We start from the raw sequence: 16,293 nt of genomic DNA on the forward strand, positions 1-16,293 counted from the left end.
AGCACGACATTGCAAATGTCGTGCAGCAGCATAATCTCAGTCCCTGATTTCAAGTGTCCTCACTTGAAATGTATAGCATATTTTTCACTTTGCTTGTGGAGACACAAGCAAGCAATTATTGTTTAATAAAAAACGCTCTTCGGAATTTGCAATTCCGAAGCCTTATCGGTGGATTTGTAATCCATCCATACTTGCCTCATAACTAACAATAATTTTATGGTTATTCAACAATGTTATTTAATCCGGATCACAGATCCTATGATAACAGCACGACATTGCAAATGTCGAGCAGCAGCATAATCTCAGTCCCTGATTTCAAGTGTCCTCACTAGAAATGTAAAGGCAATTATACCTTACTTGTGGGGACACAGGCAAGCAATGTAGCAGTTTTTATTTACGATTTGGACCAAATAATTTGAAGCAGCAATTTCAGCGTTACAAACGCTGGTCTCTTTCCCACCCTCGTTACGCTTCGCTAAACAAGGGCGATGGAGCATTTTTATAGATTTTAACTTCTATAAATAATGTAGCTATAATTAATAAACTGAACTAAGTAGCTTCAAAAAAATAGCAATATCATAAGGGAAAGCAGCCAATCGTCCTCGTTTGCAACGAGGATGCTTGAGGTTGGCGATTGTATCGCCTTATACTTTCATTCCCTCACCAAAATCATCATGCTAACATTCTCAACCCCAACTGATCCTGAAAGTGTTTCAATACCTGTCTCATCCACCTTCTCTTTATATGCAATTACCTTCCAGTCTCCTTCCGGTAGATCAAATTCCAGTGGCTCCTTCCTGGCGTTGTAAATTACTATTACCTTTTTCCAATCTTCGTTTTCTATTTTACTACCATCGATCTCATATACCAGTGCATTATCCTCATCTAAATGAAATTTGATTGACTTGCTGATTTCTTCCTGACTATGCAACCTGAATACCGGATGATCATTATGAACTTTCAATAAATTAACCATATACTCTTTCAGTTCTTTATATTTTACTTGTCGGTCCCAATCGATTTGATTGATCGAATCCGGTGATTCAAATGAGTTTTCTACTCCGTCTTTGGTTCTGGCCATCTCTGATCCTGCATGTAAAAAGGTAATTCCCTGAGAGGTAATCACCATCGATAGAGCCAGTTTGTGCATGGCTAATATCTCCTCCTCACTATCTTCTTCACCATTCGACAAATTCAGTCTGTCAAACAACGTGTTGTTGTCATGACATGAAACGTAATTAACGGTCTTATTTGGCGAATCAGACCAGGGACTGTCACTATAATTCACCGCAGTATAATCAACTCCTTCATGTTTAGTGGATCCTACAACTCCGAATTTGATGCTTTCTTCGAGTCCTTCAGCTCCTGATACAAATCCTTTTTCTTCTACTTCAAAAACGGATCCTTTAATTCCATCACGCATATCATCAGAGAATGCAGCTATTCCTTTTAGTTCTTTAGTGTTTGCTTTTAAAGCCAAAACACTATCCGGTAGTGGTGACGATCCGGCCTTCCATCCTTCTCCATATAGCAGAACATCAGGGTTTATTTTCCTTAGTTCTGCACTGATCTGATTCATCGTTTCAATATCGTGAATACCCATCAAATCGAACCTGAAACCGTCAATATGGTATTCTGTCATCCAGTATTTCAGTGATTCGATAATAAATTTTCGCATCATAGGCTTTTCAGAAGCTGTTTCATTTCCGCATGCTGCAGCATCTGAAAGGCTACCATCTTTATTATACCGATAATAATATCCTGGCACTGTTTCATGAAATGACATTCCATCTACACTGTGAGTATGATTGTATACTACATCCATCACCACACCCATACCTGCATCGTGGATTGCCTTGATCATTTGTTTTGCTTCTTTAATTCTCACTTTTCCCTCTGATGGATCAGTGCTGAAACTTCCTTCCGGCACATTGTAATTCAACGGATCATATCCCCAATTGTAATTTGGATCCTTAAGGGTTTCATCGATTGAAGCAAAATCAAAAAATGGAAGAATATGCAAATGTGTTACTCCTAAATCTTTAATGTAATTTAATCCGGAAGGGTTTCCGTTTTTTGTGGTGGTATTTCCTTCTGTAAAAGCAATAAACTTGCCTTTGTTTTCCATTCCGCTTTCCGGATGTTTAGAAAAATCCCTTACATGCAATTCATAAATCACAGCATCCACCTGGTTCTTTAATTCAGGGCCCTGGTCATTATCCCATTCATCGGGATTTGTTTCTGATAGATCGACAACCTGTGCTCTTACACCATTCGTCCCAACTGCCTTCGCATAAGGTCCCGGAACTTCCTGCATTTCTACATCATCGACTGTTACCTGGTATGTATAGTAGATACCTTTCGCATCTCCATCGTACACAAATTCCCAAACACCCTTTTCAATTGGTTTCATTGGATAACGATCAGTTTCTTTAGAATCAAGATCCTTATCGTAAAAAATCAAATCAACTTTTTCAGCAGTTGGTGCCCATAATTTAAATGTGCTTTTTTCAGGTGAGTAGGTCAGGCCAAGATCATCCTCTAAGTATACGGGATACTCATCATTCATATTAGCATCATTTTTCTTAGCGCAAGAGACCGTAATTACAAATACTGTAAATATAAAATAATAGTTTATTTTCATGTTTGGGAGTCAATAATTAAAAAAACCAGGGTAAAATAACCCTGGTCTCAATAACATACAATATTTATTTATATATAATTTTTATCTAGAATGGAGAATCATCTTCTGTCGGGTCGAGTCCTCCACCTTTTTCTCCAGGACCATAACCAAACCCTCCACCAGAAGGTGGTGGTAAATCATCATCAAAATCATCATTAATCTTTGATCCGAAAATTGCACCACTATCATCTCCTCCGGAACCACCTCCTGAATTTTCAAATGATGAAAATCCACCGGAACCGGCAGTATTCTGGAAACCGCTATCATCAAGATCGGTAAATCGAGTATACTTACCGATAAATTTAAGTTTGACTGTGTCCAGCGAACCATTCCTGTGTTTTGCAATCAGCACCTCACCCATATTGGTCGTTGGCATTCCATCTTCGTCTTCAGTGATTCCATAATATTCCGGACGATAAAGGAACATTACCATATCGGCATCCTGCTCGATCGATCCTGATTCCCTCAAGTCAGAAAGCTGTGGTCTCTTATCGCCCCCACGGGTTTCTACCGCACGGCTCAACTGGGATAGTGCAATTACCGGCACATTAAGTTCCTTAGCCAGGTTTTTTAATGAACGTGAAATTGTAGCGATCTCCTGTTCACGATTTCCCTTACTTGAAGAATCTCCCTGCATCAGCTGAAGGTAGTCAATGATCACCAGTTGGATATCATGCTGAGACTTTAGTCGACGACATTTAGCCCTAAGCTCAAGCACTGATAAGGCCGGAGTATCATCGATAAATATCGGAGCCTCGGTTAATTGAGTAGTCTTATGAACTAATTGTTCCCACTCATAATCTTCCAGGTTACCTTTCTTAAGTTTTTCAGATTCCAGTTCAGCTTCAGCAGAAATCATCCTGTTTACAAGCTGAACGGCAGACATCTCAAGAGAGAATATTGCCACACCTTTGGCAAAATCTACTGCAGCATTACGCATGGCAGAAACTACGAAAGCAGTTTTACCCATACCAGGACGTGCTGCAATAATTACGAGGTCAGATTTTTGCCATCCTGATGTCACTCTGTCTAATGCTGAAAAACCTGTAGGCACTCCTGTAAGTCCTTCTTTTTGATCACGCTTGGCCTCAAGCTCAGTTAAGGCGTCTTTCATGATCGACTTCATATCGGCATAAGACTTACGGATACTTTTTTCACTGATCTCAAATAAATGACCCTGGGTCTTGTCTAGCAATTCAAAGACATCAGTAGTATCTTCAAAAGCCATTTCCTGGATTTCAGAAGAGACAGATATCAATTCTCTCTTGATAGCCTGCTCAACAATAATTCTGGCGTGAGCTTCAATGTTAGCAGCGGAGTTAACCCTTGAAGTCAGTTCGGCGATATAATATGCACCACCGACAAACTCTAAGGTTCCGCTTTTACGGAGTTGGTTTACTACCGTTTCCATATCGATCGGTTCCGACTCATTAAAGAGCGTTACGATCGCTTTATATATTTCTTTGTGATTATCCTTGTAGAAAGATTCAGGATGCAATACATCTATTACTGCTGTTAAAGCATCCTTTTCAAGCATTAATGCTCCTAATACTACCTGCTCAAGATCCGTAGCCTTTGGTGGTACTTTTCCTAATCCCTTCAAACTTTCAGGTACAGCAGGCCTTCGCTGCTTTCTGTTTCCCTTACCTGCCAGAACATTTTCATTATCCATAGAACAAAACTACACTTTAATTTGAGTGGTCTGCCATTTAGTAGATTGTTTTTATCCACTGCAATATCCACAGACTTATCCACAATCCTGATTTTCAGACTGAAACCAACTAAAAATTAATTAAATTAATCTATTCAAAACGCAAAGATTCGCAATGAATTTCATTTTGAAAACGATCTTTTGCAAATTATGATATCTTTGTATCTATAAAACCGGGGAATTCCCCACTACATATTGATTAATTGAGACAAATACTGCCAATGGAAAACATAAAAAAAGTTCACTTTATCGCCATAGGCGGCAGCATAATGCACAATCTTGCCGTAAATCTGAAAAATGATGGTTACCAGGTCACCGGTTCAGACGATACTTTCTTCGAACCTTCTAAGTCAACTCTCAGGGAAAATGAGTTACTACCTGAAAAAGAGGGCTGGTACCCGGAAAAATTATCTTCCGATATTGACGCTGTAATCCTCGGGATGCATGCCAAAAAAGATAATCCGGAATTATTAAAAGCAAAAGAACTAAATATTCCCATTTACTCTTTCCCGGAATTTATCTATGAAAGAAGTAAGAATAAGCAGCGGATCGTGATTGCCGGTAGTCATGGAAAAACGACTATCACTTCAATGATCATGCATGTCCTTAACAAGCTTGGCAAACCTTTCGATTACCTGGTAGGCGCTAAAGTTGATGGTTTTGATTTAATGGTCAAACTTTCTGATGCTCCATTGATCATTATTGAAGGTGATGAATATTCTACTTCAGCACTTGATAACACTCCGAAATTTCTCCATTACCACCATCATATTGCCTTGATCTCAGGAATTGAATGGGATCACGTAAATATTTATCCTGATAGAGACAATTATGTTGCTCAGTTTGATAAACTTGCTGATCAAACTCCAAAAGCCGGGTCTCTTGTATTTAATGAAGATGACAATCTTGTTAGCGTTATTGGGAATAAGGAACGGGAAGATGTTGTAAGAGTACCTTACACTACTCCCGATCATTATGTAAAAGATGGTAAAACATATTTAAAAACCGAGTTTGGTGATATCGAATTAGGTGTTTTTGGTATACATAACCTTCAAAATATAGCAGGCGCAAAAGCAGTGTTATCTCGTATCTCAGTTCAGGATAAAGAGTTTTACGATGCTATCGGATCATTTACAGGTGCTTCAAAAAGAATGGAACTGGTAGGATATAGTACTAATGGAGCAGTATATAAGGATTACGCTCATGCTCCATCAAAGATTGAAGCAACTACCAAAGCTTTAAAAAATCAATATCCAGACCGCAAACTAATTGCATGTATGGAATTACATACCTATAGCAGTTTAAGTAAAGATTTCCTGAAAGAATACAAAGGGAAACTTAAATCGGCTGATGAAAAACTGGTATATTTTAATCCCAAAGCCATTGCTATAAAAGGGCTTGATGATCTGAACCCTGAAGAAGTAAAACAAGCATTTAATGATGATGAAATCAAAGTTTTTAAAGATAGTGGAGAATTAAAATCATATCTGGAAGAACTTGATCTTGGTAATACAAACTTACTGATGATGAGTTCCGGTAACTTTGACGGTATCAACATTGACAATCTATCAGAAAAACTTTTATAAATATGTATTTAAATCTCAAGAGCCCTCTTGCATTTTTTGATCTTGAAACTACAGGCACTAATATCAGCCACGACCGCATCGTTGAAATCTCGATTGTCAAGGCAATGCCTGATGGCACAAAAGATATAAAAACAATGAAACTAAATCCTGAAATGCCGATTCCTGAAGAGGTTTCATTAATACATGGTATCAGGGATGAGGATGTTAAGGATGCTCCGACATTTAAGCAAGTAGCAAAAGAACTGGCTAAATTTCTTGAAGGTGCAGACCTTGCAGGATATAACATTGTAAAATTTGATGTACCTGTGCTCGTTGAAGAATTTTTAAGAGCGGATATTGACTTTGACCTCAGTAACAGAAAACTTGTTGATGCTCAGAAAATATTCTTTATGATGGAAAAAAGAACTTTATCTGCAGCATATAAATTTTACTGTGATAAAACTCTCGATGGAGCACATAGTGCCGAAGCTGATACACTTGCGACATTCGATGTATTAAATGCCCAGCTTGAAAGGTATGAGGGAATGGAAGTCGAAGATCTTCTTGGTAAAAAAATTGGTGTATTAGAAAATGATATGGATAAAATCCATGCACTGACCAATAAGAAAATGGTGGATTTAGCAGGTAGAATCGTTTTCAACAATAAAGGAGAAGAGGTATTTAACTTTGGTAAGCACCGTGGAAAACTAGTTAGCGACGTACTTAAGAAAGAGCCGGGATATTACGATTGGATGATGCGTGGAGATTTTCCATTAGATACAAAACGCAAGTTGACTCAGATCAAGCTACGCGATTTTAACAAGAAATAATTAGCAATTACAAAATTTTTAACAGCCCTTTAACTAATTATCGATTTTTAAAAATCGTGTTTAATTAGTTAAAAGGGCTGTTTTTTTATAGGAGAACTGGATAATTATTAGTAGTATAAATGACAGAAATCAAATCTGCTATGTCAAAAATAATTATTGTCTCCAACAGGTTGCCTTTGAGGGTTGAAAAGAAAGCAGAAGGCATGAAATTCAAACCCAGTGAAGGTGGACTTGCCACAGGGTTAGGTTCTATTTATAAAGAAGGTGATAATGTTTGGGTCGGATGGCCTGGTGCATTTTTTTCAGATTCCACCGAGGAATCAAATGTAACACTGAGACTTAAACAAGAAAACATGCTTCCTGTGTTTCTAACTCAGGAAGAAATTCATAACTATTATGAAGGTTTCAGTAATGAAACACTCTGGCCTACATATCATTACTTTTCTCAATACGCTGTTTACGAACCCGAATTCTGGGAAAGCTATAAACGAGTAAACCAAAAATTTGCAGATGCTGTTGTAAGCATAGCAGAAAAAGGTGATATCGTTTGGGTCCATGACTATCAGCTTTTACTAGTACCCCAGATGATCAGGGATAAATTCCCGGATATCACAATTGGCTTTTTCCAGCACATTCCATTTCCTTCATTCGAGGTTTTCAGGCTTCTGCCTTGGAGAAGAGAATTGATTCAGGGTATGTTTGGCGCAGACCTAATTGGTTTCCATACCTATGATGATATGCGTCACTTTTTAAGTGCAGTGAGTCGTGTGGTCGCAAAAAGTAATTCCAGCGGAATTATTGAAGTTGGAAATCGATCAGTCCTTGTTGATAGCTTCCCAATGGGAATAGATTACGATAAATATTCCGGTCTCGCCATATCTGATGAAACTGGTGAAAGAGAGAAACGGTATCGGGAATCACTGGGAGATGTGCGTTTGATACTTTCTATGGACAGACTGGATTATAGTAAAGGCATACCCCAAAGACTTGCTGCTTTTGAAGCTTTTCTAACTAACTACCCTGAGTACAGAGAAAAAATCTCTCTACTTTTGCAGGTCGTTCCTTCAAGGGATAAAGTAGAAAAATACAAAAAACTAAAAGAAGAAATTGAATTATTAGTCGGCCGCATTAATGGTAAATTCAGCCGTATAAAATGGACACCAATTCATTATTTCTACAGATCACTTCCAATCAACGCCATTTCAGCTTTTTATGGAATGAGTGACGTAGCATTAGTTACACCAATGCGTGACGGTATGAACCTGGTTTGTAAGGAATATATAGCCAGTAAGGCTCATGAAGGCCGGGGCGTGCTGATACTTAGTGAAATGGCCGGAGCTGCGAAAGAACTAAGTGATGCTATATTGGTAAATCCAAATAATCAGAAACAAATGGTCGAAGCATTATACCGGGCCTTGACAATGCCTGCACCAGAGCAAAAAAAGCATCTGGATGTTATGAATGATTCGATTAAAAAATACAATATTCATCATTGGGTAAAGCTATTCATGGATAGATTAACTTTTATTAAAGAAGAACAAAAACAACAAGCAACTAAAATGATCGACCTGAATGCCATCGGAACTATTAAAGATGAATACAGAAAAGCCGATTCAAGAGTTTTGTTTTTAGATTATGACGGAACCCTCGTTGGATTTAACAATGATCCAAAAAAAGTTGCTCCTGATGAAGAATTGGTATCCCTGCTTGACGACTTAAGCAAGGATGATAAGAACAGGGTAGTAGTTATTTCGGGCAGAGATAAAAACACCCTTAACGAATGGCTAGGCGGTCTTGATATAGATTTAATTTGTGAGCATGGTGTCTGGCTTAGAGAAAGAGGTTCCAACTGGAAAAACATCACCAAATTAGATCCGTCCTGGAAAGATCAGATAAAACCGGTGCTGGATAGGTATGTAGATCGTACTCCCGGCTCATTCATTGAAGAAAAGGATTTTTCATTAGCATGGCATTATCGTAAAGTTGAAACAGGCCTGGGTGAAATGAGGGCCAGAGAATTAACTTCCCATCTTAAATACTTAGCTGCACCGATGGATCTGATGGTTCTTGAAGGTGACATGGTGGTTGAAATTAAAAACAGCCAGGTCAATAAAGGTCGTGCAGCTCAGAAGTGGATAGAAAAATTTCCGGCCGAATTTAACCTCGCAATCGGAGATGATAAAACAGATGAGGACACTTTTAGTGTTATGCCTGATGAAGCTTTTACAATAAAGGTAGGTATTGGAAATTCTAACGCTGACTATTCCGTAGAAGATCACGATCAGGTTCGTGTACTTCTCAAAAGTCTATTATAATAAATCTATATAAGAAATTTAAAAAGCCGGTTTAAACCGGCTTTTTTTTATCTATCAGGTCTGATAATTATTTCATTTATCACTGCATGATCAGGCTGTGAAAGCATATAGTAAATACTTTCTGCTATATCCTTACTTTTTAAAACCGTTCCGGAAAAATAGTCTTCAAATTTTTCTGCTGTTTCTTTATGATGGGTATGATCTTTAAACTCAGTATCTACCGCCCCCGGAGAAATATTACTGATTCGAACTTTATCTCTTAATTCAAGCCTTATACCTCTGGTGATCACATCCACAGCATGTTTGCTTGCTGCATACACCACACTACCTGGAAAGACATCATGCGCTGCAACACTTGCAAGATTAATAATGTGCCCTGAAGATTTCAGAAGGTGAGGTAAAGAATAATGAATACATGAAAGCAATCCATTTACATTCACATCAAACATATTGTGAAAATCTTCCAATTTACCTTCTGCTACAGGCCCCAGGTAACCTACCCCTGCATTATTGATCAGAACATCGATTGATCCGAATTTTTCAATAGCTTTATCAATAAAATTCTTAACCTGAGATTTATCGGTTACATCCAACTGTATAGCCAGTGCCCTCTCTCCTATTTCTGAGGCTGTTTTTTCTATTTCATCCTGTCGTCTTGCTCCCAGCACCACATTAGCACCTTTTTCCGCCAAAAGCCTGGCTGTCGCTTCTCCTATTCCACTACTCGCTCCGGTGATTAAAACAGTTTTATCTTTAATTTCCATATTAAAATATTTCGTCAAACTTTTAGTTCTAACAAGAATACTTAGAACTTGTTTATTTAACCTCTTTTTTAATAAAAGTAGTTAAAACCGGGAGTAACATATGATGCAATGGCCCTTCATTAAAGTAACTATCAAGATTTTGCTGATAACCACCCTCGATATCCTTAAGCACATGATTCATTCCCTCAATTTCTTTATATTCAGCAATCCGGCTTTCCTTGGATAGCGCCTTTAATTGTTCTGGTTTAACTTGAAGGTCTTTCGTGCCAGCTACCAGGAGCACAGGAATATCAATCTCATTAATCACTTCTTGAGGATCATATTTCAACCATGTTTTGATGAAATATTGAGCTTGTGGATTAAAAATTGATTTTAATAATAAATGAGGTTGCATAATCGAATCGCCTGCAATCAATGTATCCAGATAGCTACGACTTAATTTTAAAATACCCGGGCCCTGGGGTTCAAGCTGCTCGATTAATACTTTATCTATTCTGTAACCCTGACCACAAAGACTAATAACACCTTTAACTGGAGCTGAATCTCTGGCGGCAACTACCATAGACACCAAGCCGCCCTGACTGTGACCAAGTAAAACTTGCTCATAATCCGGATATAAACTATCTAATTGTAAACTCCATGCTTCCAGATCATTGATGAAATTATCAAATGTGATAAGCTCATTAATCTTACCACTTTCTAACAAGGCAATAGATCGCTTATTATATCTAAATGAAGCTATTCCTTCTTTCGCAAGTTCTTCAGCTAACACCTTCAGGTAAGAAGTTTGCATCATTTGCATATTACCATCCTGGTTAACCGGTCCTGATCCTGGTGTAATGATAACCAAAACACCTTTATCTGAACTTTCAGGTAAAAGAAGGGTACCTGTTAAATCCAGGCTATCCCTGGTAATTGAAAGAACTTTTTCGGTCTGACCATTAATATAAAAAAATGGAAATAAGATCAGAATGAATAAAAGGGCTCTAATCATAAAAATGAGGGTTTATCTAATTTTCTGGATATTCTTGTTGCAGCATTGATTAACCCTACATGACTGTAAGCCTGAGGGAAATTACCCCATTGAGAACCTGACTCCGCATCGACATCCTCACTTAATAAGCCTACGTGATTTTCAAAACTGATCAGCTCTTCAAAGATTTTTATGGCTTCTTCGATCCTACCCACACAAGTAAGAGCTTCAACGTACCAAAACGCTGTTATTAAAAATGTTGTTTCAGGGGTTCCAAAATCATCGGCATGTTTATATCTGTAAAACAACCCGCTATCTGCAGATAATTCCATTTCCAGGTTTTTAAGATGGCTCTTAGCCTTATCACTATTATGAGGAATATAATTCATCATAATCATTTGGAGAGTAGATGCATCCAAATGTTTACTTCCTATAGCCTGAGTATAAACTCCCCGCTCGTCATCCCAGCATTTTTCAATCTTTTCCGTGGATCTGGATACCAGGTCTTCTGCCTGAGAAATAATCTCATCATCTTTTAAATGACGTCCGATTTTCAATGCTGCGCTTGCTCCAGCCCATTGAAAAAGATTAGTGTAGCAATGCTCTTGTGCAAGTGTTCTGAATTCCCATAAACCTGCATCAGGCTCGTCCAGTGTCTTATTAATGAGTCCGAGCATTTTATTGATCAGCTTATGGCTACCAGCTCTTTCATCTATAATAAACCTGTTATCAATATACAGAGGTAATAAAGAAACTAAAACCTGGCCGTAAACGTCATTTTGGATATGTTCATAGGCCTGGTTACCAATTCTCACAGGCTGGTTACCCATATACCCCTCAAGGTCCAGAATATGTTCGATTAGAGATTTCTCACCACTTATACTATAAAGTGGCTGAAATCTTTCACTTTCCTGTACTGAGATATTCGCGATATATTGAAAGTATTGTTCTACCTCTTCGAAGTGACCAATACTATTAAAAGCATTTAAAGTATAGAAAGTATCTCTCATCCAGCAATACCGGTAATCCCAGTTTCGAGTACTTCCAGGAGCTTCAGGCAACGACGTAGTACCCGCTGCAATGATAGCACCGGTATCTTCATATTGGTGAATCTTTAATGCGAGTGCCGATCGAATGATAACTTTCTGATAGAAATTACCTATACTGGTACTTTTTACCCATCCTCTCCAGTACAAGATGGTTTCATTCATAAACCTCTCCGATGTCCGCTCAATAGATGCTTCCAACGGTGCACCATAAGTTAACACAAGGTATTTTGGTTCATTTAACACAAATCCTCTTTCATCTTCGATATATGTTAGAGAGATATTGGTGGTTAGCCTGAGATTTTGTTCGAGACCCAGATATTCGATATGATTACTACCTCTGTGAGCTTCGGGTACTATCTCACCATAATTACCAACAGGATTACATTTCACTTTTATCCTGGGTGTTCCGGAAAGCGGCTCGATTTTCCTGATCATCATCAGCGGTTTGTAATACCTGTCATTCTGATAAAATCTTGGAGCAAAGTCAGTAACCCGATAACTACCATCGGAAGTTTCAATTTCTGTTCTGACTACATTAGTATTTTCTATATAATATTGCTTACTGCTAAACCCGCCATCATCATCGGGAAGTATTGAAAACTCACCACCTTTCCGTTGATCCAGCATCCTTCCGAAAATAAATGAGCTGTCAAACCGAGGCCAGCACATCCAATCGATGTTCGTATTTTTATTTACATATGCCAGAAAAGCACAGTTTCCGACGATAGCGTGAGGATATATATGTTTTTTCTTTTTCATTAATCTTATTCTTTCCTGTAAAAGGTCAAGGTTAACCGGTTTATGCCGAATCTTGAAATCATTATCCAAGAAATAGAACTTATAGATCTAACATCCAACAATCATTTAAGTTTATGATGATTTAATGTAAAATTTATAAAAGTTAGACCATTCGGAGGGGTAAAAAAATAAAAAGCCCAAAAACTTATGTTTCCGGGCTTCTTTAAAATGATCTCTATTTATTTTTATTGTAGTATTCCATTGCTTTTGGCATTAATTCTTGTAAGTCTGATATACGAGTATCATGACTCGGGTGAGTACTCAAGAATTCAGGTGGTTGCTGTCCTCCGGATTTTTCAGACATTCTACCCCAAAAATCAACGGCTTCTCTAGGGTCATAACCAGCAATAGCCATAAATATTAATCCTATTTCATCGGCTTCAGATTCGTGTTTTCTTGAAAATTTCAGCATTCCTAATTGACCACCTACTCCAAAAGCCTGAAGAATCAATTGCTCTCCTGCAGAGGGATTTTGCCCCATAAGTGCACCAAAAGTCCCAAAAGCACCTTGAAGGACCATGGCGTTACTAATTCGTTCTCTACCATGATTGGCTATTGCGTGGGCAATTTCGTGCCCCATAACTACGGCGACACCGGTTTCATTTTCACAAATCGGCATTATTCCTTCATAAAAAGCTACCTTTCCTCCAGGTAAACACCAGGCATTGGCTATATCTTCGTTCACGAGTTTAAATTCCCATTCAAACCCCTCGATAACCTCTATCGAATTGTTATCTCTTAAATACTGTTCTACAGCTGTCTGAATTCTATTCCCGGCATTCTTTACCATCTGGGCATTTTTTGTTCCTGTTACTACTCTTGAAGTATCCAGGAACTGATCATATTGTTGAAAAGCAACGGGAATAAGTTCTTCGTTACTCACCAGGCTAAGTTGTCTTCTTCCTGTTACTGGTACCGTGGCACATCCATAAGCGATAATTGCCACGAAAAATATTGCAAGTACTTTCTTCATGGTTTTTGACTTCAAATTTTTAATAATATAATATTAACTTTGAAATTGGCGTATTGAAACTTAATAATTAATAAATCATAGCTTAAACTTATTATATAAAATATGAAAATTCTGGCAATTGGCAGAAATTATGTTGATCATATTAAAGAATTGAACAACGAGATCCCTGAGGATCCTGTAATTTTTACAAAACCGGATACCGCGTTACTTAAAAATAACGATCCTTTTTATTACCCGGATTACAGTAATGACATCCATCATGAGATCGAAGTAATCATAAAAATTTGTAAACAAGGCAAAAGTATTCAGCCTAAGTTCGCACATAAATATTATGATGCCGTTGGACTGGGAATAGATTTTACTGCCAGGGATATACAATCAAAAGCTAAATCAAAAGGACTCCCATGGGCTATAGCCAAGGGATTTAATGGTTCTGCTCCAATTTCTGAATTTATTCCAAAAAGTGAATTTAAAGATCTGCAAGACCTGAATTTTGAACTTCAGGTAAATGGAGAAACCAAACAAAAGGGAAATACGTCATTAATGATGTATAAGATAGATGAGCTGCTTGCTCATATTTCAAAATACATCACATTAAGTACAGGAGACATAATTTTTACCGGTACTCCCAAAGGAGTCGGGCCGGTTAAAAAAGGGGATAGATTAACCGGATTTTTAGAAGGTAAAAAAATGCTTGATTTCGAGATAAAATAATAATTATGGGTGATTTTTTCAGGGCAACTTTGGTCATTTACTTGATCTTTCAAACTTATTCCATTTTCGGGCAATCAAATGGATCGTCAGAAGGTCCATATTTATTCCCGATGAATCCACATAACCGCAATTACCTGGCTGGAACAATGGGCGAATTGAGATCTACACATTTTCATGGTGGACTCGACATTAAAACAGGTGGAGTTGAAGGCTGGGATGTATATGCTGTGACAGGGGATATATTTCCCGAATTAAAGTTTCGACAAGTGGATACGGAAATGTACTTTATGTTACTCATCCAAATGGATATACTACTGTTTATGCTCACCTAAGTGAATTTGAGCCGGATTTGGCCAAATGGGTAAGAGAACAACAATATCAAAAAGAAACTTTTGAAATTGAACTTTTCCCGAAACCCGGTCAATTTAAATACAATAAAGGTGAGTTAATCGCCCTAAGTGGAAATTCAGGATCAAGTTCAGGACCTCATTTGCATTTTGAGATTAGAGATGAAAAACAACGACCAATAAACCCTCTTTTTAATTATTACAAAGAAGAAATAGTAGATCAAATTCCTCCCACTCTTTACGAAATAGCATTTGAACCATTAAGTAAGGATTCGAGAATAAATGGAAAATACGAGCGACTGGAAGTCAGACCATACAGAAGAGGAAATAATTATTACATCAATAAAAATATAAATATCGAAGGGCCTGTCGGAATTGAAGTAAAGGCTTATGATAAATTTAATGGAGTACCCAATCAAAATGGAGTGCCAGTAGTTCAGTTATTTGAAAATGATCAGATTCTATTTGATCAGTCATTAAATTATTTCTCTTTTAGCGATCAGAGAGATATACTTATCCACACTAATTATGCTGCCAAAATAAAAGGAAGTGGTATGTTTAATAAACTATACATTGAAGACGACAATCCCCTTCCTTTTTACGACCGATCTTTAGGCAAAGGAATTCTGGAGATTTCTGAAGGCGACCAAAAAGATTACTCAATCAAATTAAAAGATGCTTATGGAAATACTTCTACTGCATCTTTTAAGTTATTTGGAGAAAAAACAGACCCTTCTGGCCTCTACACTGCTATTGATGTGCCTTATGAAGTTGACAGAAAAAGAAATAACCTTATAATTTCAACCCCGAAAACAGAGAGTCCTGATAGTATCATAGTCTATTCCGGTTTTCAAAAACACTTTGAGACTCCTGCATATATCACATCAAATGCAAAATTCTATATCTGGGATTTAAACTGGGGAACTCCTGATTCTGCAATGATCAATGAAGTTTCTCATAAATTTGATTTCGTTGCAACCATCCCTAACAAAACCAGCTATAAATTTTATAGCAAAACAGCTGACATAAATTTCCCTTACCGGTCAGGGTTTGATACTCTTTATCTGGAATACAATTACGAATATGATTCGGTTAAAGAAATTGAAAAGTTTTCTATTGGTGACCATACAGTTCCTTTGAGAAAAAGCATGGTCGTAACACTCAAACCTAAAAAAGAATATAGTGACAAAGCCGGAGTATACCGAATAGGAAATAATGGCAGATGGTTTAGTTATGAAGGCGGCAAACGATCTGGCGACGCCTTTACTTTTTACACAAGATACTTTGGTGATTTCACGATCAGGGAAGACAATGAAAAACCTGACATTCGAGCGATAACATTGAATCAAAATTCACTTAGATTTGTTATTGATGATGACATGTCCGGAATAAATACATATAACCTGTATATGAATGGAGAATGGGTATTAATGAAGTATGATTATAAAAGGAAACTGATCGAATCAGAAAAACTTGATCCAAACATTCCTTTTAAAGGTAAGTTATTACTGAGAGTTACTGACAATGCAGGTAACGTAAAAGAATACAACACACAATTATAAACCAAAAAA

The 16,293-nt window shown here is 37.5% G+C and carries 12 protein-coding genes; 6 read left to right on the top strand and 6 right to left on the bottom strand.

The window, feature by feature from the left end:
* Positions 1-652 precede the first annotated feature (652 nt).
* Positions 653-2,644: a type I pullulanase gene (gene pulA, locus DCC35_RS14920; protein WP_137091560.1), complete on the bottom strand. Its 1,992-nt coding sequence runs from the start codon at positions 2,642-2,644 to the stop codon at positions 653-655.
* A gap of 85 nt (positions 2,645-2,729) precedes the next feature.
* On the bottom strand, positions 2,730-4,355 hold the full coding sequence (gene dnaB / locus DCC35_RS14925; RefSeq protein ID WP_137091561.1) for a replicative DNA helicase: 1,626 nt from the start codon (positions 4,353-4,355) through the stop codon (positions 2,730-2,732).
* A gap of 260 nt (positions 4,356-4,615) precedes the next feature.
* Here dnaB and DCC35_RS14930 point away from each other — a divergent pair, with 260 nt between their 5' ends.
* The 3 genes from DCC35_RS14930 (at position 4,616) to DCC35_RS14940 (ending at position 9,104) form a co-directional block, all read left to right on the top strand.
* On the top strand, positions 4,616-5,980 hold the full coding sequence (locus tag DCC35_RS14930; protein WP_137091562.1) for a UDP-N-acetylmuramate--L-alanine ligase: 1,365 nt from the start codon (positions 4,616-4,618) through the stop codon (positions 5,978-5,980).
* Between the two features lie 2 nt (positions 5,981-5,982).
* Positions 5,983-6,789: a 3'-5' exonuclease gene (locus DCC35_RS14935; RefSeq protein ID WP_137091563.1), complete on the top strand. Its 807-nt coding sequence runs from the start codon at positions 5,983-5,985 to the stop codon at positions 6,787-6,789.
* A gap of 140 nt (positions 6,790-6,929) precedes the next feature.
* On the top strand, positions 6,930-9,104 hold the full coding sequence (locus DCC35_RS14940) for a bifunctional alpha,alpha-trehalose-phosphate synthase (UDP-forming)/trehalose-phosphatase (RefSeq protein ID WP_137091564.1): 2,175 nt from the start codon (positions 6,930-6,932) through the stop codon (positions 9,102-9,104).
* A gap of 47 nt (positions 9,105-9,151) precedes the next feature.
* Here the strand turns inward: DCC35_RS14940 and DCC35_RS14945 are convergent, their stop codons facing one another.
* The 4 genes from DCC35_RS14945 to DCC35_RS14960 all read right to left on the bottom strand — a co-directional run bounded on the left by DCC35_RS14945 (position 9,152) and on the right by DCC35_RS14960 (position 13,661).
* Positions 9,152-9,868, bottom strand: coding sequence for an SDR family oxidoreductase (locus DCC35_RS14945; RefSeq protein ID WP_137091565.1), 717 nt, complete (start codon positions 9,866-9,868; stop codon positions 9,152-9,154).
* Between the two features lie 52 nt (positions 9,869-9,920).
* Complete coding sequence (locus tag DCC35_RS14950) at positions 9,921-10,862, bottom strand: alpha/beta hydrolase (RefSeq protein WP_137091566.1); 942 nt, start codon at positions 10,860-10,862, stop codon at positions 9,921-9,923.
* Positions 10,859-12,649 carry a glycoside hydrolase family 15 protein gene (locus tag DCC35_RS14955; protein WP_137091567.1) on the bottom strand — a complete coding sequence of 597 codons (1,791 nt, stop codon included), beginning with the start codon at positions 12,647-12,649 and terminating at the stop codon, positions 10,859-10,861. Before DCC35_RS14955 ends, DCC35_RS14950 begins: the two co-directional genes overlap by 4 nt.
* A 214-nt stretch (positions 12,650-12,863) precedes the next feature.
* Positions 12,864-13,661 (bottom strand): M48 family metallopeptidase, encoded by a 798-nt coding sequence (locus DCC35_RS14960; protein ID WP_137091568.1) that lies wholly within the window; start codon positions 13,659-13,661, stop codon positions 12,864-12,866.
* A gap of 102 nt (positions 13,662-13,763) precedes the next feature.
* Here DCC35_RS14960 and DCC35_RS14965 point away from each other — a divergent pair, with 102 nt between their 5' ends.
* The 3 genes from DCC35_RS14965 to DCC35_RS14970 are packed head-to-tail and all read left to right on the top strand — an operon-like array spanning position 13,764 to position 16,284.
* Complete coding sequence (locus tag DCC35_RS14965) at positions 13,764-14,375, top strand: fumarylacetoacetate hydrolase family protein (RefSeq protein WP_137091569.1); 612 nt, start codon at positions 13,764-13,766, stop codon at positions 14,373-14,375.
* A gap of 5 nt (positions 14,376-14,380) precedes the next feature.
* Positions 14,381-14,707 carry a hypothetical protein gene (locus tag DCC35_RS20740; RefSeq protein ID WP_175402834.1) on the top strand — a complete coding sequence of 109 codons (327 nt, stop codon included), beginning with the start codon at positions 14,381-14,383 and terminating at the stop codon, positions 14,705-14,707.
* 17 nt (positions 14,708-14,724) lie between these two features.
* Positions 14,725-16,284: a M23 family peptidase gene (locus DCC35_RS14970; protein WP_175402835.1), complete on the top strand. Its 1,560-nt coding sequence runs from the start codon at positions 14,725-14,727 to the stop codon at positions 16,282-16,284.
* The last annotated feature ends 9 nt before the right edge of the window (positions 16,285-16,293 follow it).

This window comes from Mangrovivirga cuniculi, assembly GCF_005166025.1.
Lineage (GTDB): Bacteria > Bacteroidota > Bacteroidia > Cytophagales > Cyclobacteriaceae > Mangrovivirga > Mangrovivirga cuniculi.